The 22021-nt window shown below is 73.0% G+C and carries 20 protein-coding genes; 8 read left to right on the top strand and 12 right to left on the bottom strand.

Features of this window, described 5'->3' with window-relative positions:
* Positions 1-348 precede the first annotated feature (348 nt).
* Complete coding sequence (locus H5965_RS23475; protein WP_310972328.1) at positions 349-1767, top strand: S8 family serine peptidase; 1419 nt, start codon at positions 349-351, stop codon at positions 1765-1767.
* Between the two features lie 32 nt (positions 1768-1799).
* Here H5965_RS23475 and H5965_RS23470 read toward each other — a convergent pair whose 3' ends face one another.
* The 7 genes from H5965_RS23470 to H5965_RS23440 all read right to left on the bottom strand — a co-directional run bounded on the left by H5965_RS23470 (position 1800) and on the right by H5965_RS23440 (position 10597).
* On the bottom strand, positions 1800-2621 hold the full coding sequence (locus H5965_RS23470; protein ID WP_310972327.1) for an ABC transporter permease: 822 nt from the start codon (positions 2619-2621) through the stop codon (positions 1800-1802).
* Complete coding sequence (locus H5965_RS23465; RefSeq protein WP_310972325.1) at positions 2622-3425, bottom strand: ABC transporter permease; 804 nt, start codon at positions 3423-3425, stop codon at positions 2622-2624.
* Positions 3425-4381 carry an ABC transporter ATP-binding protein gene (locus H5965_RS23460; protein WP_310972323.1) on the bottom strand — a complete coding sequence of 319 codons (957 nt, stop codon included), beginning with the start codon at positions 4379-4381 and terminating at the stop codon, positions 3425-3427. The genes H5965_RS23465 and H5965_RS23460 overlap by 1 nt, the downstream gene beginning before the upstream one ends.
* 30 nt (positions 4382-4411) lie before the next feature.
* A complete protein-coding gene (locus H5965_RS23455; protein WP_396136930.1) occupies positions 4412-7705 on the bottom strand; it encodes a phosphodiester glycosidase family protein in 3294 nt (1097 codons plus the stop codon).
* A gap of 105 nt (positions 7706-7810) precedes the next feature.
* Positions 7811-8524: a maleylpyruvate isomerase family mycothiol-dependent enzyme gene (locus H5965_RS23450; RefSeq protein ID WP_310972322.1), complete on the bottom strand. Its 714-nt coding sequence runs from the start codon at positions 8522-8524 to the stop codon at positions 7811-7813.
* Positions 8525-8580: 56 nt separating this feature from the next.
* Complete coding sequence (gene ndk / locus H5965_RS23445) at positions 8581-8991, bottom strand: nucleoside-diphosphate kinase (protein WP_310972320.1); 411 nt, start codon at positions 8989-8991, stop codon at positions 8581-8583.
* Between the two features lie 58 nt (positions 8992-9049).
* Complete coding sequence (locus tag H5965_RS23440; protein WP_310972318.1) at positions 9050-10597, bottom strand: alkaline phosphatase D family protein; 1548 nt, start codon at positions 10595-10597, stop codon at positions 9050-9052.
* 124 nt (positions 10598-10721) lie between these two features.
* Here H5965_RS23440 and H5965_RS23435 point away from each other — a divergent pair, with 124 nt between their 5' ends.
* On the top strand, positions 10722-13079 hold the full coding sequence (locus H5965_RS23435) for a penicillin acylase family protein (RefSeq protein WP_310972316.1): 2358 nt from the start codon (positions 10722-10724) through the stop codon (positions 13077-13079).
* A gap of 21 nt (positions 13080-13100) precedes the next feature.
* Here H5965_RS23435 and H5965_RS23430 read toward each other — a convergent pair whose 3' ends face one another.
* Positions 13101-13670 carry a TetR family transcriptional regulator gene (locus H5965_RS23430; RefSeq protein WP_310972315.1) on the bottom strand — a complete coding sequence of 190 codons (570 nt, stop codon included), beginning with the start codon at positions 13668-13670 and terminating at the stop codon, positions 13101-13103.
* Positions 13671-13758: 88 nt separating this feature from the next.
* Between H5965_RS23430 and H5965_RS23425 the strand changes: the two genes are divergently transcribed.
* The 3 genes from H5965_RS23425 to H5965_RS23415 are packed head-to-tail and all read left to right on the top strand — an operon-like array spanning position 13759 to position 15803.
* Positions 13759-14652 carry an SDR family oxidoreductase gene (locus H5965_RS23425; protein WP_310972314.1) on the top strand — a complete coding sequence of 298 codons (894 nt, stop codon included), beginning with the start codon at positions 13759-13761 and terminating at the stop codon, positions 14650-14652.
* A 30-nt stretch (positions 14653-14682) separates the two neighbouring features.
* Entirely contained in the window at positions 14683-15504 is an 822-nt protein-coding gene (locus tag H5965_RS23420; RefSeq protein WP_310972312.1) for a hypothetical protein, read from the top strand.
* Positions 15501-15803 carry a metalloregulator ArsR/SmtB family transcription factor gene (locus H5965_RS23415; protein WP_310972310.1) on the top strand — a complete coding sequence of 101 codons (303 nt, stop codon included), beginning with the start codon at positions 15501-15503 and terminating at the stop codon, positions 15801-15803. The genes H5965_RS23420 and H5965_RS23415 overlap by 4 nt, the downstream gene beginning before the upstream one ends.
* A 3-nt stretch (positions 15804-15806) precedes the next feature.
* Here H5965_RS23415 and H5965_RS23410 read toward each other — a convergent pair whose 3' ends face one another.
* The gene (locus H5965_RS23410) at positions 15807-16163 is read right to left on the bottom strand and encodes a DUF4233 domain-containing protein (protein WP_310972671.1); all 357 of its coding nucleotides are present in this window, start codon (positions 16161-16163) and stop codon (positions 15807-15809) included.
* Between the two features lie 50 nt (positions 16164-16213).
* Positions 16214-17869, bottom strand: coding sequence for a folylpolyglutamate synthase/dihydrofolate synthase family protein (locus H5965_RS23405; RefSeq protein ID WP_310972308.1), 1656 nt, complete (start codon positions 17867-17869; stop codon positions 16214-16216).
* Between the two features lie 73 nt (positions 17870-17942).
* Between H5965_RS23405 and H5965_RS23400 the strand changes: the two genes are divergently transcribed.
* Positions 17943-18578: a class I SAM-dependent methyltransferase gene (locus H5965_RS23400; protein WP_310972306.1), complete on the top strand. Its 636-nt coding sequence runs from the start codon at positions 17943-17945 to the stop codon at positions 18576-18578.
* Positions 18579-18651: 73 nt separating this feature from the next.
* Positions 18652-19524 carry an SGNH/GDSL hydrolase family protein gene (locus H5965_RS23395; protein WP_310972304.1) on the top strand — a complete coding sequence of 291 codons (873 nt, stop codon included), beginning with the start codon at positions 18652-18654 and terminating at the stop codon, positions 19522-19524.
* Here the strand turns inward: H5965_RS23395 and H5965_RS23390 are convergent.
* Together H5965_RS23390 and H5965_RS23385 are read right to left on the bottom strand one after the other, a co-directional pair.
* The gene (locus H5965_RS23390; RefSeq protein WP_310972303.1) at positions 19508-20284 is read right to left on the bottom strand and encodes an alpha/beta hydrolase; all 777 of its coding nucleotides are present in this window, start codon (positions 20282-20284) and stop codon (positions 19508-19510) included. The genes H5965_RS23395 and H5965_RS23390 overlap by 17 nt on opposite strands.
* Before the next feature lie 3 nt (positions 20285-20287).
* The gene (locus H5965_RS23385) at positions 20288-21049 is read right to left on the bottom strand and encodes an alpha/beta hydrolase (RefSeq protein ID WP_310972301.1); all 762 of its coding nucleotides are present in this window, start codon (positions 21047-21049) and stop codon (positions 20288-20290) included.
* A 70-nt stretch (positions 21050-21119) separates the two neighbouring features.
* Between H5965_RS23385 and H5965_RS23380 the strand changes: the two genes are divergently transcribed.
* A complete protein-coding gene (locus H5965_RS23380; RefSeq protein WP_396136929.1) occupies positions 21120-22019 on the top strand; it encodes a LysR family transcriptional regulator in 900 nt (299 codons plus the stop codon).
* Positions 22020-22021 lie beyond the last annotated feature (2 nt).

Raw genomic sequence — 22021 nt, 5'->3', positions numbered from 1 at the left:
CAGGCTTGCGCGGCCCCCGGGCCGCCTGCCACGTCGTCCAGCCGCCCGGTTCGCGGGCGGCGACGCGCGTCACGCTGTTCATGCACATCACCGGGCCACAACGCCGCAGGCAGCACCTCTCACGTGCGCCCCGCGGCCCAGCGGCCACCCCGAGTATCCCACACCGGGTGACCACTCCGGTGTACTCGGTACCTCCCGCAGGCACCCGGGCGTGCCGTACCGGCCCACGGCCGGGGGAACTTCGCCCGAGCGCTTGTCCGCCGGGCGCCGTGTGGCTACGGTGCGGCTCGGGGTGACCGGGATCTCGCGCGCCGGCACCCGCGGTTCCTGCATCCGGTGGGAGGTCCGGTGTCCCTGCTGGCGCGGCCGCTGCGAGCGGCCGTGTGCACCGTCATGGTGCTTTCAGGATGCGTCACCGCCGGTCCGGCGGCGGCCGCCGAGTCCGGCTGCGCCCACGGCCGGGCCCTCCGCTACGTCGTCGCCTTCGACCGCGGCACCTCCGAGGCCGCGGCCCGGTCGGAAATCGACCGCGCCTGCGGAGCCACCACCGTGTACTACCCGCAGATCGCGGTCGCCGTCGCCACCTCCGGCGACCCGGGTTTCGGCGGGCGGATCGGGCTCGACCGGGCGTTCAGCGCGCAGGCCGAGCGGCTGGCCGCGCAGCGCGCCGCCGAAGTCAAGCCGCAGCCCGCGCGGGCCGCGCTGCCGGCCACCGACCCGGCGCGCGTCCCCGGCGCCGACCTGAGCGGGCAGCAGTGGGACATGCGGATGATCGGCGCGCCGGCCGACTTCGCGGGCCGCCGGGACGTCGTCGTCGGGGTGCTCGACTCCGGGATCGACCCGGACCACCCGGACCTGGGCGACGCCATCGACCGCGACGACTCCGCCGGCTGCCTGACGGGCGCGCCCGACCGGTCGCCGTCGGCGTGGGAGCCGACGACGTCGGTGCACGGGACGCACGTGGCGGGGATCATCGCGGCGGCCGACGACGGGCGCGGCGTGACGGGTGTGGCGCCCGGGGTGCGAGTGGCGTCGGTGAAGGTGATCGACGACCGCGGGTACGCCGCCCCGGAGGCCGCGGTGTGCGGGCTGATGTGGGCGGCCGCGCGGCACATGCGGGTGACGAACAGCAGCTTCTTCGTCAACCCGTGGTCGCTGTCGTGCATCCGCGGCAACGACCGTGGAGTCGTGCACGAGGTGCTGGCCCGGGCGGTGGAGTACAGCACGTCGGCGGGGACGTTGAACGTGGCGGCGGCGACGAACGAGGCCGTCGACCTGACGCCGTCGGCGCGGTCGGGGGCGCGGGGCGCGAGCAGCGGGTGCGAAGCCCTGCCGGCCGGGCTGCGGGACGTCGTCGCGGTGTCGGCCGTCGGCGCGGACCGGGTGAAGGCGGGGTACAGCTCGTACGGGCTGGGCGTGATCGACGTCACCGCGCCGGGCGGCGAGACGGGCGAGTGCGTGCTGTCGACGGTGCCGGGCGGGTACGCGCCGCTGTGCGGGACGTCGATGGCGGCACCGCACGTGACCGGGGTGCTGGCGCTGCTGGCGTCCGCATCGGAGGAGGCCGGCCCCCGCCAGCTGCGGCGGACGATGGAGGCGCAGGCGATGCCGATGCCGTGCCCGGCCGACTACGACCTGACCGGGGACGGGCTTCAGGACGCGTACTGCGCCGGGTACGAGGGGTACAACGGGTTCTACGGGCACGGCATGGTGCGTGTTCCGGCTCCCGCTGCCACCCCGGGTGGGCAGCCTGACCAGGCTCGGTGACGCTGCCCGGCTGTGATCGGGCGGGCAGCACCTCAGGTCAGGAGGAGTTTGGCGATGCGGCGGGTCGAGGCCCAGAGGCCGATCGCGCCCAGGGCCAGCAAGTAGGCCAGGTTGATCAGCATGCTGCCGGACAACAGGCCCGTCGCCAGGCCGCGCATCAGCTCGATCGCGTGGTAGAGCGGGAGGCAGCGGATCACCCACTGCAGCGGCTCGGAGTACACCGACAGGGGGTAGAACGTCGTCGCGAAGAGGAACATCGGGGTCAGGCCGAGCTGGATGTAGTCGAACTGGGCCGTCGAGCGCAGGAACGTCACCAGCGCCATGCCGATCGCCGAGAACGCCAGGCCCACCAGGAGCGCGGCCGGGACCATCAGCAGGGCCCACCACGAGGCCAGCAGGCCCATCGCCGCCGCGATGGCGAGGAAGGCCACCGCGTAGATGCCGCCGCGCGTGATCGCCCAGCCGATCTCGCCCAGTGCCACGTCCAGCGGGCCGATCGGGGTCGCCAGCATCGCGTCGTACAGCTTGGCGTAGCGCAGCTTGAAGAACAGGTTGTACGTCGATTCGAAGACGGCGCCGTTCATCGCCGACGTCGCCAGCAGCGCCGGCGCCACGAACGCGACGTAGCTCATCGGGTGCCCGCCGGGGCCCGTCACCTCGGTGACCAGCTTGCCGAACCCCAGCTGGAACGCCAGCAGGTAGAGGAACGGCTCGACCGCGCCGGACAGAAAGATCAGCCAGTTGCCGCGGTAGACCATCACCGAGCGTTCGACGAGCATGCGGGCGCGGCCCGCGTACAGCCCCGGCGGCAGGATGCGCAGCAGCAACCCGGCGCGGGTTTCGACGGCCGTCATTCAGACCACCAGCCTCCGGTAGAAGGCCCGGTGCGCGAGCACCCACCCGGCCGCGAACAACGCCGCCAGCACGGCGAGGTGACCGAGCATCGCCCAGCCGCCGACGCCGCCGATGCCGACGCCGCGGGCCAGCTGCGTGCCGTGCCACAGCGGGGAGAGCCAGGCCACCCAGCGGATCGCGCCCGGCAGCTGGGAGATCGGGAAGAACGTGCCGGAGAACAACGTCATCGGCATCACGACGAACCGGAAGATCAGCCCGAAGCGCTGGCCCTCGTCGTAGGTCCGCGCGGCGAGCGCGGCCATCGGCGCGGTGCAGGCGAGCCCGGTGACCGTGCCGGCCAGGACCACCAGCAGCACCCCCGGCCCGGTCCAGGCGCCGAAGAACAGCGCGACGAACGCGTAGATCGCGCCCGCCAGCGTCAGGCGCAGGGCCGACCAGATCAGGTGCCCGCCGAACACCTGGCCCGGTGACACCGGGGTGGCCGTGACGGCCAGGTATTCCTTCTGCCACTTGAACCCGGACAGCACCGGGTAGCTCGACTCGCCGAACGCCTGCTGCGCGGCCCCGGCGGCCAGCAGCGCCGGGGCGATGTACTGCAGGTACGACAGGCCGCCGGTGACCTCGCCCGGCCGCACCTGCGAGCCGAAGCCGAGCCCCATGGCGGCTAGGAAGAGCACCGGCTGCAGGCCGGTGGAGTACAAAGTGGACAGCCAGTGCCGGCGGTACCACGTCCAGCGCCCCTCGACCTGCAGCCAGGCGCCATGCCACTTGCCGACCACCCGGCCGGTCGAGATCGTCGCCATCAGTCCACCAGGGTCCGGCCGGTGAGCCGGAGGAAGACGTCCTCCAGCGAGCTGCGGCGCACCAGGCTCGACAGCGGCCGCACGCCACGGGAATGCGCTCGCTCCAACGCGTCCTCGCCGTCGTCGCTGTACAGCAGGACTCGGTCCGGCAGCACCTCCACGCGCTCCGCGAGGCCCTCCACCTGCTGGGCCGCCGACACCTGCTCCCCCGACGCGAACCGCAGCTCGACGACCTCACGCGTCGAATACCGCCGGATCAGGTCGGCCGGCGAGCCCTCCGCGGCGATGCGGCCGTGGTCCATCACCACCAGCCTGTCGCACAGCTGCTCGGCTTCGTCCATGTAGTGCGTCGTCACGATCAGCGTCGTGCCCTGGGCCTTGAGCCGGAACAGCCGATCCCACAGCAGGTGGCGGGCCTGCGGGTCGAGGCCCGTCGTCGGCTCGTCGAGCAGCAGCAGCTCCGGGTCGTTGACCAGCGAGCGGGCGATCGTCAACCGCCGCTTCATGCCGCCCGACAGCGGGTCGACCTTGTCGCCGGCGCGGTCCGTGAGCTGCGCGAACTCCAGCAGTTCCGCGGCCTTTTCCCGCGCCGCCGCGCGCGACAGGCCGAAGTAGCGGCCGTAGACCAGCAGGTTCTCCCGGACCGTCAGCTCGACGTCCAGGTTGTCCTGCTGCGGCACCACGCCGAGGCGCGCGCGGATCCGCGGCCCGGCCACCTCCGGGTCGAGGCCGAGCACGCGGAGCTCGCCGTCCGTGCGGGGTGACACGCAGGCGATCATCCGCATGGTCGACGACTTGCCCGCGCCGTTCGGGCCGAGGAAGCCGAACGCCTCCCCGCGCCGCACCTCGACGTCGATCCCGCGCACGGCTTCGAACTCGCCGAAGCGCTTCACCAGTGCTTTGGCCTGCACCAGTGCCGGTTCCCGGTCCTCCGCATCGTCCACGCTTCGCACCATAGGACCGACCACCGACAAAAACCGAACGGATTAGCCCCGGACGGTCACCACCAGCGTCTGCGAGACGCCGTTGACCTGCACGGACAGCCGTGCGACACCCGGCCGCAACGCGGTCAGGACGCCCGAAGCCGGGTCGAACGCGACGACGCCCCGGCCGACCTGCCAGTCCGCGCTCACCGGGTAGGACACCGGCACGTCCCGCGTCCCCTGCCGCACCGAAGCCCGGACGACCGCGCGTTCGCCGCGGGCCATCGACGACGGCCCGGTCAGCGAAAGGGCGTCGACGTTCGGGCGCGTCTCGAACCGCACCGGCTCGGCGCGGTCGGCCGGGTCCACGCGCAGCAGCGTCCAGCCGACGAACCCGCCGTCGCCCGGCGCAGCCGCGGGCGCCTTGCCCGAGTTGCCGTTGATCAGGTACGGCACCCCGTCGACCCGCGACAGCGAGAACACGCCGGCGTGCGAGGCCACCGCGGCGGCCGGCTTGCCGGAAGCCTGCTCGAACCCGGTCAGCCACTGGGTCAGCAGGGTGGCCTCCTTCCGGTCGCCGAGCTGCGAGTTCCCGGTCGGGCTCGGGTCCTTCACCGGGTGGTGCATGGCGACGACGACCCCGCGGACCGACCGGTCGCGCGCCGCGGAGTCGAGCGCCGACCGCAGCATCCGGACCTGGTCGAACCCGCCGGCCCGCAGCGAGCCGCGCGAAGAATCGAGCAGCACCAGCCGGATGCCGCGGACATCGACGACCTGGTGCGTCACGCCGAAGGCCGCCTGGAAGTTCGCGAGGCCGTTGCCGCCTTCGGCCTCGTGGTTGCCCGGCACGTAGTACCAGGGCACCAGCTCGCCGAGCTCCTCGGCGATCACCTGCCGGGCCAGCACGAAGTCCGGTGCCGTGCCGCGGTCGACGAAGTCTCCGTTGAGCAGCACCAGGTCCGGTTTCGCCGCGACGGCTTCGCGCAGCGCCCGGCGGGCCTGGGCGACCAGCGGCCCCGCCGGGTCGTCCGCGGTGAACTGGGCGTCGCTGACCACCGCGACCCGCAGGCCGCCGGTCAGGACGCCGTCGGTGACCAGCGCGGGGTCGTGCGGGGCGGGATCGGCGGGCACGGCCGTCGTCGGCGCCACCTCGAAGGTCAGGTCGTCGAACACCAGCCGGCCTTCGTACTGCTGGTCCGGCACGTTCTCGACGGCGTAGAAGCGCGCCAGGCGCTGGCCCGCGGGGAGCCCGGCCGGGATCGTGGCGGTGACGTACTTCCAGCCCGTCCAGTCGACGCTCAGCGAAAGGTCCACAATGGACGCCACGTTCGCGGCGTCGCGCAGTTCGGCCCGCAGCCACGCACCCTTGCCGTCGCCGTCGACCCACAGCCCGATCTTCTGCGTGCCCGGTGGCACCGCCGGCGGCGACGACGGCGTCACGTAGGCCGCGCGCGTCGCGGTCGTTCCGGTCAGCCGATAGTCCAGCGCGAGACCGGCGCCGCCGTCGCGGCCGGGTGCCGCGGACAGCGCCGCGCCGACGACCGCCGGGAACACCGTGGCCACCCAGCCCGCCGGGCCGTCCAGCGGCGACGCCACCTGGGCCACGGTGCCGACCGACGCGGCCAGGTGCGTGGTCAGGCCGGCCGCGGACGCCGTGATCGCCGAAGCGCCGGAGGACGTCAGCGCGGTCACCGCGTAGCCGTCCCCAGAGGGCTCGACCCGCACCACCGAGTGGTCGTAGTCGAGCTTGACGTCGTCGGGCTCCAGCCAGGTGCCGTAGCCGTCGGCGTCGTAGCCGTAGACCTTGAACGTGCTCCGCGCGCCCGCGCCCGACAGCGCGACCTGCTCGGTGCTCGTGCCGAGCCGGACCGGCCGGCCCAGCACCGCAAGCGCGGTCTTCCCGGACGCGCGCCCGGACCGCGCGACAACGTCGACAGCCCCCGCGTCGTGCCCGGTGACGACCCCGCGCGTCACGGTCGCCCGCCGGGGATCCGACGTGTTCCAGCGCGGCTCGGCGGCCACCGCGGCGCCCGTTTCGTCGTGGCCGTCGGCGACCAGGTGCCTGCTCAGGCCCGCCAGCACGCGGTTCGCGCCGTCCGCCGGCACGGCGGGCGCCGGGGCGAAGCCGGTGAGCCGGCCGCTGCCCGGCACGGTCGCGAAGCCGATCCCGTTGGGCACCAGGCGTTCCCCGCCGTCGGACGGCGAATTCCGGACGCTCGGCGCCGCTTCGCCCTCGTTGCGCGCGAGGAGCGTCGACGACCCGCCGCCGTCGAGGTTGATCGCGTCGTCGGCACCGAGGCTCTTCATGTGCCGCGCGAGTTCGAGCTCGGTCATCCCGCGGCTGTCGGCCTGCCGTCCGTCCACGGTGGCCAGCCACAGCTTCCGGCCGTCGGCGGAGAAGCCGACCGCGGTCCGCGGGTGCATGGCGACGTCGTCGACCGGCTGGACGACGCCGTCGCGGAGGAGGACTTCGTTGCCGCCCACGGCGACCGCGATCTTCCCGGCGTCCGAGCGCGGGGCGTAGGTGACGCCGACCGCGTCCCCCGGCTGCAGCGCGGCGAGCGCGTCGGCCCCCGCTTCGCGGGCCAGCAGCACCGTCGTCCCCGCCGCGATCGGGCCGGGCGCCGGCTGCTCGCGCACGGCGGTGACCACGCCGTCGCGAAGCTCGGCCTCCCGCACCCGGGACGCCCCCGCCACCGAGGTCGCGCGCCCGGAAGCACCCCACAACGGCGTGTAGACGCCGATCGCGTCGGTGCCGAGGACCGGGCTGTTGAAGTTGGTCGCCTTCACCGCGCCGCCGGGCAGCGTCACGGTGGCTTCGAGGAAGACCGACGCGAGCTGGGCTTTGCCCTCGTCGGTGATCGACGCGGTGAGGTTGTGCCCGGCGGCGGGTGCGGTCTGCAGCTGCCCGCGGTCGATGCCGACGCCGATCGGCGCGCCGGTGGCGCTGATGTCGAAGAAGTCGCCGTTGACGCCGGCCACCGCGCCCGCCCGCGCGACCTGCTGCGACAGCGGCGTACGCGCGGAGACCGTCCCGGGGCTCAGGTACGTCGGCCGGAGCACCTTGCTGCCCAGGTCGACGGCGAGGGTGTCGCCGCGGATCCAGCCGGCCGGGTCGAACCGGTCGAACTGGGTGAGGTTCAGGCCGGGCGCGACTTCGGTGGTCGCGCTGCCGGTGACCAGGCCGTCGTCGGGGTCCGCGGCGGCGAAGGCGCTCGGACCTTCGTGGGCCGACGACCCGGCGGGCGCGGCCTCGACCGGCGGCGTGCCGAGCGGCGCTTCGAGCCGGTCCGCGGGGACGGCGAAAGCCGTCGCGAACAGGGCAGCGAGCGGCAACAGGATGCGTGACTTCTTCACCGGGTACCCCAGTATCGAGTGAGAGCGATCCGGACCAGCACAGCGCAGCGGCACGGCCGGCGGAAGACTTCCCGGTGAACGCCGCCTGAATGGTCTAGAACACCATCACGGGGTCAGCGGTGCGGCGAGGAGCGCCTCCGCGGCAGCGCCGGTGGCGCGCGGGTCCGGCCCGGTGCGTTTCCACAGGCGCAGCAGCAGAGCACGCGCGGGCGCCTCGACGGTCGCGCCGCCCGCAACGGCCGCTCCCAGCGCGGGCGGCTCGCCGGGGTGCACGGTCCAGACGTCACCGGTGTCGGTGGCGCGCACGGTGACCGGCCCGGGCAGCCGGGGCACGGCGTGCCAGCGCGTCACGCGGGGCAGCATCGCCGTGAAGACCTCGTCGACGCCGTCCGCGGCCACGGCCGGGTCGAGCGCGGGATCGCCGCCGAGATCGGCGAGGTGGACGGCGGTTTCGTGCACCTGGCGGCGGAACCAGAACGCCTTCGTCTTGCCGGTGCCGCCGAAGTGCCAGCACGGATCCGCGGGGTCGGCGGCCTCGAGCTCGCCGAGCAGGAGCCGCGCGCTTTCGGCGTACCAGGGCACGAGGTCGGTTTCCGGGCCGGCGGTGAAGTCCTGCGGGTGCACCTCGCCGGTGCGGACGACGGTGGCGGCCCAGCGGTGCACGTTGCCCAGGTGCGTCGCGAGGTCGGCGACGGTCCAGCCGGCGCAGTCGGACACCGCGGCGGCCGGGTCGGCCGTGCGCAGCGCCTCGGCGAACGCGCCGGTCAGCCCGGCCAGCACCGGGACGTAGTCGCGCGGCCGGAAGGGCATCGTCGTCATGGGGGGGCTCCGAAGCGGAAACCGGGGCCACGCGGACGTGGCCCCGGTTCAGGCGATCACAGGTCGGGGAACCAGAGCTTCAGCTCGCGCTCGGCCGACTCCGGCGAGTCCGAGCCGTGGACCAGGTTGTACTGGGTCTCCAGCGCGAAGTCGCCGCGGATGGTGCCCGGGGTGGCCTTCTCGACCGGGTCGGTGCCGCCGGCCAGCTGGCGGAACGCGGCGATGGCGCGGGGGCCCTCGACGGCGAGCGCGACCAGCGGGCCCGAGGTGATGAACTCCAGCAGGTCGCCGAAGAACGAACGCTCCTTGTGCTCGGCGTAGTGCTCCTCGGCCAGCGCCTGCGGAACGGTCCGCAGCTCGAGCGCGGCGAGCTTGAGGCCCTTGCGCTCGATCCGCGAGATGACTTCGCCGACGAGGCCGCGCGCGACGCCATCGGGCTTGACCAGGACCAGCGTGCGTTCAGTCACGACGGTGTTTCTCCTTGGTGCGGTGTGTTTCGGTGCGGGCGAGCCTAGCCGACCCTGCTCAACGGCCTTGCGGGTGCAGTGTCTTCGACCACAGCGACGCCCCGGTGGCGTCCCGGAGGTCGACCGTGAGGTCGCCGCTGGCGCCGTCGACGTTCAGCTCGCCGAAGTGCTGGAAGCCGTCGATCGGGGCCGTGTTCGCCGTCGGCGGGGCGTGCACGAAGACCGCCTGCGGGCCGAACGTCGGGTCCAGGGTGTTCGGGCCGAACGCCCCCGCGTTCAGCGGGCCGGACACGAACTCCCAGAACGGGTCGAAGTCCTGGAAGGCCGCCCGGTCGGGTGAATAGTGGTGGGCCGCGGTGTAGTGGACGTCGGCGGTCAGCCAGACGACGTTGCGGACGCGGCGGCGCTGGATCTCCCGCAGCACCCAGGCCAGCTCGGTCTCGCGGCCGCCGGGCGCGCCCGGCAGGTTGTTCGCGACGGCTTCGATGTCGGCGCCGTCCGGGACGACCAGGCCCAGCGGCATGTCGGCCTGGACGATCTTCCAGGTCGCCGTGCTGCGGCCGAGCGCGTCGGCGAGCCAGCGGGCCTGGGCGTCACCGAGGATGTAGCCCGGCTTCGTCTGGTCCGCGGTGTTGGCGTTGCGGTAGGTCCGCATGTCGAGCACGAAGATCTCGACGCGGGAGCCGTAGGTGAAGCTGCGGTAGACCCGGCCGTCGACGGCGCGGCGCGAGTCGATCGGGTGCCACTCGTGGAACGCCTGGTACGCCCGCGGCGCGAGGACGTCGACGCGCTTCTCGGTGTAGGCCGGGTTGTCGATGATCTTGCCCGGGTACCAGTTGTTCAGGACCTCGTGGTCGTCCCACTGGACGTACGCGGGCACCTGCGCGGCGAAGCGCTTGAAGTTGTCGTCGAGGCGGTTGTAGGCGTGCTGGCCGCGGAACTCGTCGAGGGTCTCGGCGACCTTCGACTTCTCGGGCGTGACGACGTTGCGCCAGGTCCGGCCGCCGGGGAGGGTGACGGTCTCGGTCAGCGGGCCGTCGGAGTACACCGTGTCGCCGCTGTGCAGGAACAGGTCCGGGCAGCGGGCGGCCATCGCGGAGAAGATCGTCATCCCGCCGAGGCCCGGGTTGATGCCCCAGTTCTGGCCGACGACGTCGCCCGACCACAGGATGCGCGCGTCGCGGCGGCCCACCGGCGCGGTGGCGAACCGGCCGGTCAGCGGCTCGCTCGTGGCGCGCCCGTCGAGGGCTTCGGCGGTGACGCGGTAGTGGTACTCGGTGCCGGGCGCCAGCGCCGGGACGCGCACGCGGCCGGTGCCGCCGCTGTCCGGGCCCACCAGCGGACCGGGCACGCGGCGGGCGTGCCGGAACGACGGGTCCCGCGCGATCTCGACGACCAGGCGCGACGGCCGGTCCGCGCGGGACCAGACGATGGCCGAGCCCGGCGTGACGTCGCCGGACTGGACGCCGTGGGTGAGCACCGGCCGGTCGCGGCGGACGAGCGGGGTCGCGGCGAAGGCCGTGGACGGCACGACGAGGCCGGCGGCGACCGCGGAGGCGCCGGTCAGGCCGGCCTTGATGAGGGTGCGGCGGGAGTGTTCGGTCATGCGCGGTTTCTATCCCGCCGCGGCCAACGCCGGCTTGCGCGCGGATGAACGAACATTGGGGTTTTCCCCCATACCCGGTCGTCGTCGCCGTCGGTAGCTTGGTGATCACGACAAGGGGGTACGAATGGCACTCTTCAGGAAGGCGCTCGCCGGTTTCGCGGCGGTGCTTTCGGTCACCACACTCGGCGCGGGGGTCGCGAACGCGGGTGAGAACAGCGCGAAAGCCGTGCTGCGCTACACCGAACACGGCATTCCGCACATCGTCGCCAAGGACTTCGCGGGCCTCGGCTACGGGTACGGCTACGCGGCGGCGACCGACAACGTCTGCGAGCTCGCGAAGATCTACGTCACGGTGAGCGCGCAGCGGTCGCGGTACTTCGGCCCGGACGGCGAAGGCTACCCATCGCTGTCCGAGGCGAAGAACAACCTGCACAGCGACCTGTTCTTCCAGCAGCTCAACGACTCCGGCGTGGTCGACGGGCTGGTCGCCCGGCCCGCGCCGCAGGGGCCGCGGCCCGAGGTCCGGCAGATCGTTTCGGGCTACGTCAAGGGGTACAACGCCTACCTGGCGCGCACCGGCCGGTCCGGGATCACCGATCCGGCCTGCCGCGGCGCGGAGTGGGTGCGGCCGATCACCGAGCAGGACTTCTACCGGCACTTCTACTCCATCGCCGTCACCGGTGGCCTGGGCTTCGTCACCGAAGGGCTGTTCGCGGCGCCGCCGTCCGGTGCGCCGTCGCCGGCCGCGGGCACGCCTGCGCAACTGTCGGCGAGCCTGCGGGAGGGGCTCGGCAAGGGTGGCCTGGGCAGCAACGGCATCGCCATCGGCGCCGACGGGACGGCGGCGGGCAAGGGCAGCGTACTGTTGGGCAACCCGCACTACCCGTGGCACGACGGACGGCGGTTCTGGCAGAGCCAGCTGACCATCCCCGGCCGGGTCGACGTGGCCGGGGCGAGCCTGCTCGGCATTCCGTTCGTCATGATCGGGCACACCGCGGACGCGGCCTGGACGCACACGGTGTCCACTCCGGTCACGTTCGGGCTGTTCGAAGTCCCGCTGGCGGCCGGTGACCCGACGACGTACGTGGTCGACGGCAAGCCCGAGAAGATGACCTCCCGCGAGGTCGCGGTCCAGGTGCGCCAGGCCGACGGCTCAGTGAAGCCGGTCCGGCAGACGTTCTGGTCGACGCGGTACGGCCCGGTGCTGAACGACGTCGGCGGGATCCCGATGCCGTGGACGGCGAAGTCGGCGTTCGCGCTGCGGGACGCCAACGCGACCAACATGCGCGGGCTGAACACGTGGTTCGAGCTCGACCAGGCCCGCAGCACGGCCGATGTCGTCCGGGCGCTGAGCAGCACGCAGGGTGTGCCGTGGGTGAACACGATCGCCACCGACCGGGCGGGCACCGCGCTCTACGCCGACATCCAGGTCGTCCCGCACGTCACCGACGAGCTGGCCGCGAAGTGCAGCACGCCGACCGGCCGGCAAACGCTGGCCGGCGACGGACTGGCCATTTTGGACGGTTCGCGGTCGGCTTGTCAGTGGGGTTCGGACCCGGGCGCGCTGGAGCCGGGGATCTTCGCGCCTTCGCGGTTGCCGCAGCAGCAGCGCCGGGACTACGAGCTGAACGCCAACGACAGCGCGTGGCTCGCGAACGCCCGGGCGCCGCTCACCGGGTTCCCGCGGATCGTCAGCGACCAGGACACCGAGCGGTCCCCGCGCACCCGGGAAGCGCTGCTGACGGCCGAGGCAAGCAAGTTCACCACGGACTCGATGAAGAAGATGCTCTTCGCCGACCACAGCCAGTTCGCCGACCTGGCGGCGGCGGACCTGGCGAAGCTGTGCGCGTCGTTCCCGGGTGGACTGGCGCCGTCGTCGTCCGGCCCGGTCCCGGTCGGGCCGGCGTGCACGGCACTGGCGAACTGGGACCACACGTACTCGTTGGACAGCCGCGGTTCCCTGCTGTTCCAACGGTTCGCCACCCGGCTCGCCAACGTCGACCGGTTCTCCGTGCCGTTCGATCCGAAGGCACCGCTGACCACGCCGCACACGCTCAACGTCGGCAACGCGGACGTCCGGAAGGCGTTCGGTGACGCCCTCGTGGAGCTGCGCGCGGCGGGCTTGGCCCCGGACGTCCGGCTGCGCGACGGCCAAGCCGTCACCCGCAACGGCGACCGCATCCCGATCCACGGCGCGCAGGGCTTCCTGGGCGTGCTGAACGTGATGACGACGGTGTGGGACCCGGCCCGCGGCAATACCGAGGTCGCGCACGGGTCCAGCTACATCCAGGTGGTCGGGTTCAGCGGGCGCGGGTGCCCGGACTCCTCGACGTTGCTGACGTACTCGCAGTCGGCCAACCCGAACTCGCCCTACTTCAGTGACCAGACGAAGTTGTACAGCCGTGGCGAGTGGGTGAAGGGCCGGTTCTGCGAGGCCGACATCCTGCGCTCCCCGGCACTGCGGGTGGTGGTGCTGCACTGAGTCCGCGGCGGAGGCGGGCGTTCAGCCGTCCGTCTCCGCCGCCAGTGTCCGCAAGTCCGCGTATGCCTCGTCGAGGTGTTCGTCCAGGCTGCGGGCGGACTCCCGGATCCAGGCACCCGCCGCGAAGTGGAACGCGCCCCAGCCGACCTGGGCGGCCAGTGCGGCCCGCCGGTCGCCGACACCCCGGTCGCGCAGCGCCTCGGCGAGGGCGTCGGCCATCGCCGCGGCCTTGGCCAGGTCGCGCTCCCGCAGCGCCGGGGTCGCGGCGATGACCGCCAGCCGGGGTTCGGCGAAGGGGCGGTTCGCCGCCAGGATCCGGCCGGCCTTGTGGAAGGCGCGGCGGAGGACTTCGAGCGGCGGCAGCCCTTCGGGCGCGTCGGCCACCGACTGGATCAGCTGCGCGCGCAGGGCTTCTTCTCCGTCGAACAGCACTTCGCGCTTGTCCGGGAAGTGCCGGAAGAACGTGCGCTCGGTGACCCCCGCCCTCGCCGCGATCTCGGCCGTGGTGGTCCGGTCGAAGCCGCGTTCCGCGTACAGCTCCAGGGCCGCCTGCTGGAGGCGGCGGCGCGCTTCTTCTCCGCTGCGGGGCACCGCGTCAGCTTACCGGTAGCGACAGCGACTGACACTACGCGGTAGGGTCGGTAGCGTCAGTCACTGTCACAACCTGGAAGAGGGTCCCATGCACGTCTTCGTCACCGGCGGTTCCGGCCTGACCGGGCCCGCCGTCGTCGCCGAGCTGATCGCGGCCGGCCACACCGTCACCGGCCTGGCGCGCTCGGACGCGGCCGCCGCCCGGCTGACCTCGCTCGGCGGCACCCCGCACCCCGGCTCATTGGACGATCTCGACAGCCTCCGCGCGGGCGCCGCAGCCGCCGACGGCGTGCTGCACATGGCCTTCGGGGGCGATTTCGCCGATCCGGACGACATGATGCGGCGCGACCGGGCCGCGATCGAGGCCCTCGGCGGCGCGCTGGAGCACACGGGCAAGCCGTTCGTGAGCACGTCCGGCACCCTGGTCATGCCCGCCGGCCGGGAAAGCAGCGAGCGGGACGAACCCGACGCGGCCGGGCTCGCCGCGTTCCGGATCGCGGGCGAGCGGGCCTGCCTCGGCTTCGCGGGCCGGGGCGTGCGCGCGAGCGTGGTCCGGCTCGCCCCGACCGTGCACGGTCCCGGCGACTACGGCTTCATCGGCATGCTCGTCGACACCGCCCGCAAGACCGGCAAGTCCGCCTACGTCGGCGACGGCGGCAACCGCTGGCCCGCGGTGCACCGGCTCGACGCGGCCGTGCTCTTCCGGCTGGCCCTGGAGGCCGCGCCGGCCGGCAGCGTGCTGCACGGGGCCACGGAGAACGTCCCGTTCCGGAGCATCGCCGAGACGATCGGGCGCGGCCTGGACCTGCCCGTCGTCTCGCTCACCCCGGACGAGGCCGCCGGGCACTACGCGAGCCCGTTCATGGCCACGGTCTACGGCTTCGACGCGCCCGTCTCCAGCGCGTTGACGCGGGAACTGCTCGGCTGGTCACCCCGCCACCCGTCGCTGCTCGACGACATCGAGCGCGGGGACTACCTGTGAGATATCCGGATATCCGGATATAGTGCTGACATGCGTGTTCTCGTGGTGGGACAGGGGCCGGTGGCCCGGGTGCTGGCGACGTCGCTGGCCGAGGAGCACCCGGCCGGGCTGGTGGTGCGCGCTCGGACCACGGACTCCCGGGTCATCGAAACCCGCCGGCGGCGCACCGTCGACCTGGTGACACCCGGCGAGCGGCCGTCGGGCTGGGACGTGGTGATCAGCACGGCCTCGCCCGCCTCGCCGGGCGTCGCCGAGCTGCTCGCGGGGGCAACGGTTGTCACGGCGGTCACGCAGGTGCCGTCGGAGGTGGAGCTGCTTCGCGAGCTGGCCGGCGACCGGCCGTGGGGCCTGGTGGTACCCGGGTTCTTCGCCGGCGGCGCCGATCCGACGTGGTTCTGGCCGCGGGCACGGTTCACGATCGCCGGTCCGGCCACCGACCTGCTCCGGCCGTTGTTCGCCCGCCGGCAGCCGACCGCCCCGCTCGCCGCTCCCCTGGTGTCCGCGGCGACGACGATGCCCGTGGTGGCGGGGCTGCACGCCGTGGGCTTCGACCTCGCGGCCGCCCGCCGGTCCGCGCGGCAGCTCGCGGCGGCGGCGACGCAGGCGCGCACCGCGGTCGCGGCCGGATACGACGTGCCGCGCCCGCGCCCGGTGAGCGCACCCGCCGTGCGTGCGGCGCTGACGATGCTACCACGGCTGGCGCCGTTCGACGTGCCGCAGTACCTGCGCGACCACTTCGGCGGGCACGGGCCGCAGACGGTCCGGATGCTGCGGGACTGGGTGGACCTGGGCCGGCGGCACGGCCGTCCGACGAGTGCGCTCGAAGAGCTGCTGGAGCGGGTGCCCGCATGATCCAGGACGCGCTGAGCACCGCGCTGCCCGTGCTGCGGGCACTCGGCGAAGCGACCCGGGTGCAGATCATCGGGGTGTTCCTCGATCGCGGCGGATCCGCCACGGTCGGCGAGGTGCAAGCGGCGCTGGAGCTGCCGCAGTCCACGGTGTCACGGCACCTGCGGATCCTGCTCGACGCCCGCCTGCTGGCGGTGACCAGGTCGGGCCCGCACCGGATCTACCGCCTCGACGTGCCGGCCGATGCGTTGGACGCGCTCGACGCGCTCACCACCGAGGTGCGGGCCTGCCAGCACCCGTGAGGATCACGGCTGGGGCTGCTGGCTGGCCAGCGTCCCGGCCGCCATCCGCCGCGCGACGTCGCGGCGCAGCCACAGGAGCCACAGCCAGACCGCCAGGAAGATCACGCCCAGCACCGCGATCGCCGGCAGCCAGAACACCAGCGCGATCAGCACCACCTGCAACACCAGGATCAGCGGCACCGCCCACGCGCGCTTGACGAAGCCGCACGTCACGATCAGCAGCACCGCGACCGCGATGACCGTCCAGCCGGTGCCCGTGGAGATCCCGCCGCCCAGCTTGTTCACCACCGGGAGCGCGAGGGCGACCGTGATCGCCTCCATGATCAGCGTTCCCGACATCACGCCGCGGAAGCCCTTCATCGGGTCCTTCGGCTTCGGCGCCTCCTGCGACGGCGGCTGCGACGACGTGGTCACGCCGGCTCCTTCCCGAACAGCGTGCGCGCCTCGCCCGCGGTGACCACCGAGCCCGTCACCAGCACGCCGCCGCCCGCCAGGGGTTCCTCGGGGTCGTCGTTGGTCTCCACCAGCGCGATCGCCGTCTCGATCGCCGTCTCCAGGTCGGTTTCGGCGACGACGCGGTCTTCGCCGAACACCGAGATCGCCAGCTCGTTCAGCTCCTCCAGCGGCATCGAGCGGGGCGACGAATTGCGCGTCACCACGATGTCCGACACCACCGGCTCCAGCGCGTCGAGGATGCCGTGGGCGTCCTTCTCGGCCATCACGCCGACCACCGCGACCAGGCGGCGGAAGGCGAACTCCTCGGACACCGTCGTGGCCAGCGCGCGGGCTCCGTGCGGGTTGTGCGCCGCGTCGAGCAGCACCGTCGGGGCCGAGCGGACGCGCTCGAGCCGGCCCGGGGTCTCGACCTCGGCGAACGCCTCGCGCACCGCCTCGACGACCAGCTGCTTGTCCTTGCCCGCACCGAAGAACGCCTCGACCGCGGCCAGCGCCAGCGCGGCGTTCGCGGCCTGGTGGGCGCCGTGCAGCGGCAGGAAGATCTGGTCGTACACCCCGCCGAGGCCCTGGAGCTTCAGCAGCTGGCCGCCGACGGCGACCTCCTTCTCGAGCACGCCGAACTCGCTGCCCGCGCGCGCGACCGCGGCGTCGACCTCGACCGCGCGCTCCAGCAGCACCTTCAGCACCTCGGGGTCCTGCTCGGCGATCACCGCGACCGAGCCGGGTTTGATGATGCCCGCCTTCTCCCGCGCCGCGCTCACCGCGTCGGGCCCCAGGTATTCGACGTGGTCGAGGCCGATCGGGGTGATCACGGCGACGTCGGCGTCCGCGACGTTCGTGGCGTCCCAGGCCCCGCCCAGGCCCGCTTCGAGGACCGCGGCCTCCACCGGCGCGTCGGCGAACGCGGCGAACGCCATCCCGGTGAGGATCTCGAACTTGCTCATCTCGACGCCGTCCGCGGAGGCACCGTCCACCATGGACACGTACGGCGCGATGTCGTTCCACAGCTCGGCGTAGCGCGCCGCGGAGATCGGCCGGCCGTCGAGCGCGATCCGCTCGGTCACCAGCTGCAGGTGCGGGCTCGTGTAGCGGCCGACGCGCAGGCCCATCCGGGTCAGCAGCGCGTCGATCATCCGGGCCGTGGAGCCCTTGCCGTTCGTGCCGGCCACGTGCAGCACTGGGTAGCCGCGGTTCGGCTCGCCCAGCAGCTGCGTCAGCGCCGAAATGCGGGTCAGCGACGGCTCGATCTTCGTCTCCGGCCAGCGCTGGTTCAGCTCGGCCTCGACGGCCATCAGCTCACGCCGCGCCTCGGGGCCGTTCGGGTCGCCGTACTCGACCTGTTCGCCCTGGTCGTCGAGCTCGTGCAGCTCGGCGTCCTCGGGCACGCTCAGGTCGGGCACCGGGCCGGTGGCGAGGTTGTCCCCCAGCTGGCCGACCCCGCCGATCCCGCCGCGCGAGCCGCCGCCGGCTTCGAACGCGGTGTCGCGGACGTCCAGTTCCGGGTCGTGGTCGTCGGACTCCTCGTACCCCGACGTCCCCAGTTCGTCGACGCCCGCGAAGCTGTCCAGATCCGACAGGTCCGGCTTGCGACCTGTCTCATCCTGCGGCACTGAATCTCCTCCGGCCTGGGGTTTCGCACTTGCCTTGCGAGTCTACGTGCGTGACGGGTGGCACTCTCGACGCATGCCGTTCAACCACAACGACCACTACCACCCGCTGCTGCTGGACCTGCTGCCGCCGGGTCCGGGGATCGCGCTGGACGTCGGGTGCGGCACCGGCCGGTTCGCCCGGCGGCTGGCCGCGACCGGCATGGCGGTGGAGGCCGTCGACGTCTCGGCGGCGATGGTCGAGGCGGCGGCCGGGCTGGGGTCGCCGGGGCCCGGCCAGATCGTCTACCGGCAGGCCGACGTCACCACCGACCCGCTGCCCGAGGCGCACTACGACTACATCTCGTGCCTGGCGTCGCTGCACCACATGCCGTTCGAGACGGTCGCCAAGCTGCGCCGCGCGCTGGTGCCGGGCGGCGTGCTCGTGGTGCTCGGCCTGGCGAAACCGAGCACGCCCGCGGACTGGGCGAAGGCGATCGCGGCGGTCCCGGTCAACGCGCTCGCGCGCCTGGTCGTCTACGCCGGCGAACGGCTGAACGGCGGCCCCGAAGCGGGCCCGACGGCTCCCGTCGTCGACGACTACCCGACGCTGGCCGAGCTGCGCCGCGAATCGGCGCGGTTGCTGCCCGGGAGCACGGTCCGGCCGTTGCTCTTCTGGCGCACCTTGATCACTTACCGTGAGCACGGCGACGGTGACCTGACTGGCGGGTGAAGTTCTTCCCCGTCGGCCGCCGGTACTCGCTAGATGTGGTGGCAGCAGTTCCACCAGCGAGAACGGGGTCTTCATGCGCATCACCCGGCTGCTCGTCGCTGTCCTTTCGGCAGCCGTCCTGCTCACCGCCACCGCGGCCGCCGCGTCGGCGGCCGAGACCATCCACCACTACGTCGCCCTCGGCGATTCCTACACCTCCGGGCCGTTCATCCCGCTGCAGCGGTCCGACCCGCTCGGGTGCGGGCGGTCGACGGCGAACTACCCGTCGGCCCTCGCGGCGGCGCTGAAACCCGGTGTGTTCACCGACGTCAGCTGCGCCGGCGCGACCACGGGCTCGATGACCGCGCCGCAGCCGGTGGCGTTCAACGCCACGAACCCCCCGCAGCTGAACGCCCTGCGCCTCGACACGGACCTGGTCACCCTCGGCATCGGTGGCAACGACTTCGACCTCTTCGGCCGGCTGCTCGCGACCTGCCCGGGACTGCGCGCGGGCGCCCCGGCCGGAAACCCCTGCGAGCAGCACTTCACGGTCAACGGCGTCGAGACGGTGGAGATGGCCATCACCGCCATCCAGCCGCGGATCGAGGCCGTTCTGGCCGCGATCCACCAGCGCTCGCCCGGAGCACGGGTGATCGTCGTGGGCTACCCGCGGATCGCCCCGGACAGCGGCTCGTGCCCGGACGTCCTCCCGTTCGCCGACGGCGACTACGCCTGGCTCAACCGCGTCGAGAGCGACCTCAACGCGGCCCTCTCGGCCGCGGCGGCGAACACCGCCGCGGAGTACGTCGACACCTTCGGCCCGTCGACCGGCCACGACGCCTGCGCCCGCGGCGGCGCGGCGTGGATCAACGGCAAGGACCAGAACATCTTCGCGGCGGCCGCCTACCACCCGTTCCAGGCCGGGATGGCCGGCGTGGCCGCGGTGGTGCTCAAGGCGCTGACCTGACGAAGTCCAGCACGAGCCGGGCGAACTCGTTCGGCAGCTCGGCCGGGGCACCGTGCCCCGCGTCGATCTCGGCGGCGCGCGCGTCCGGGATCGCGGCGACCAGCTCGCGCTGCTGGTCCGCCGTGACGATCCGGTCGTGCGCGCTGCCGAGCACCAGCACCGGCGCGGTGATCCGGCCGAGCACCGGCCGCAGGTCGACGGCGCGGTCGGCCTCGATCTGGCGGTCCGCACCCGGCTGGATCACCGTTTCCAGGGTCTTGACGAGCTGGTCGTTGCTCTCCGCGGTGGCCTGTTCCCAGTAGCGCGGCCCGAAGGCCATCAGCGGGAGCATCCGGGCGAAGGTCCCGGTGCCGAGCAGGTCCAGCCAGTAGCGGAACTCGGCGTCCTGCCGGACGTCGGTGGCGGGCCAGGCGGCGTGCAGGACGGCGGTCCGGACGCGGTCCGGGCGGGTGCCGGCCAGGTGTGCGGCCACGACCGCGCCGAGCGAGTGCCCGACGACGTGGGCGGTCTCGAAGCCGGCGTCGTCCAGGACGGCGGCGGCCTGGGCGGCGAGGGCTTCGACGGTGATCGGGCCGCCGCTGTCGGTGGTCAGGCCGGAGCCGGGGAAGTCGGGCGCGAGGACGGTGAAGCCGCCGGCTTGCCCGGTCAGCGGTCCCCATTGTTCGCGGGACGCGGCGGTGCCGTGCAGCAGGAGCAGAGCGGGGCCGTCACCGGTCCGGTCGTAGTGGACGACGGCGTCTCCGAGGGTCACTTCCGGCATCGTTCAGGCGATCTCTCGGAGGGCGGCGGTGAACGCGCGCGGGTCTTCCTGGTGCGGCACGTGCCCGCAGCCGGTGAGCACGTGCACGCGGGCGCCGGGCGTCTCCGCGGCGCAGCTGCGCGGCACTTCGAGCGGGATCTGGGCGTCGAGCTCGCCGTGCAGGTAGGAGATCGGGGTCTTCAGGTCCTTCAGCCGCGGCCGCGGGTCGTAGGTGGTGCACTCGGTGAACAGTTCGTCGATGTAGGGGCCGGAGTCGAGCAGCTGGCGGACGGTCCAGTCGACGAGCCCGCGCGCAGCACCCGGGGCGAACCAGCCCGGCACCCAGCCTTCGAGGGTGCCGGCCCGGTCGTCGACGAGCTGTTCGCGCAGGTCGCGGACCTGGTCGAGCATGCCAGTGCTCGGCCAGTACCCGGGACTGTCGACGGCGACGACGCGCTCGACGAGGTCCGGCCGGGCGAGCGCCAGCTCGGTGGCGAAGACGCCGCCGATGCTCGACCCGACGACGGTGGGCTTGATCTTCAGCGTCTCGACGAGCTGGGCGAGGTCGGCGACGACGGTGCCGATGGTGTTGCCGTCGGCGGGGTGGTCCGAGCGGCCGCACCCTCGCCAGTCGGGCGTGACGACGCGGTGATCGCGCACGAGATCGGGCAGGCACGAGGACCAGACGCGGCCGCTGGTGCCCCAGCCGTGCAGGAGCAGCAGCGCGGGGCCGGCGCCGGCGTCTTCGAGGTGGAGACGGGTTCCGTTGACTTCCAGTTCGGGCATGCGCCGAGCCTGCCCCGCGGGCGCGGGCGTTGCGATGGTCAAGTCACTCGTACACTGATCACGGAAGCTGATGAATGGGGTCCCGGTGGAGCTGCGGCAGCTGAGGTACTTCGTGACGGTGGCGGAGGAGCTGCACTTCGGCCGCGCGGCGGAGCGCCTGCACATCGTCCAGCCGGCGGTGAGCCAGCAGATCCGGCGGCTGGAGCGAGCACTGGGCGTGTCGTTGCTGTCGCGGACGACGCGTTCGGTGGCGCTGACGGAGGCGGGGCAGCGGTTCTTGCCGGAGGCGCGAGCGGTGCTGGCGGCGGCCCGGCGTGCGGAGGACGCGGTCGCGTCGTTCCGGGACGTCCGGCTGCTGCGGCTCGGCACGAGCGAGGGCTTGGGCGACCGGCTGGACGGCCTCTTGGGCGCGTTCGCCCGGCTCGCGCCGTCGGCTTCTCTGGAACTGGTGCACGCGCCGACTCTTCAGCGGCTGGAGCGCGTTCGGGACGGGTCGCTGGATGCGACCATCGTGCGGGGTTCGTGGCCTTCTTCGGGGCTGGACTTCACTCCTTTGTGGATGGACGAGGTCCTGGTGGCCCTGCCGGCCTCGCACCCGCTGGCTTCGTTGCCCGTCGTCGACTTCGCTTCGCTGGCTTCGCTTCCGGCGCGGTTGAGCCCGCCTTCGCGGAATCAGCCGTTGTACGACTTGGTCGTTTCGTGTTGCCGGGAGGCGGGCTTCGAGCCTTTGCCGGGTCCGCATTTCACGACGGCGCAGGACACTTTGGGGACGTTGGGGTTCGGTCGTCCACACTGGACGGTCTTCTACCGGGCGCACGCGAACCTGCTGCCGGTGCCGGGCGTGGCGTTCCGGCCGCTTCGGAACCCGACCCCGCGGATGCAGACGTACCTGGCCACGCCGTCCGACCGGCGGGTGACACCCGAGGTGGTGGCGCTGATCGAAGCCGCACGGTCGACCGAAGCCGGCTGAGC

Source organism: Amycolatopsis sp. 505, from assembly GCF_031625235.1.
Lineage (GTDB): Bacteria > Actinomycetota > Actinomycetes > Mycobacteriales > Pseudonocardiaceae > Amycolatopsis.
This window is presented reverse-complemented; position numbering and strand designations above follow the sequence as displayed.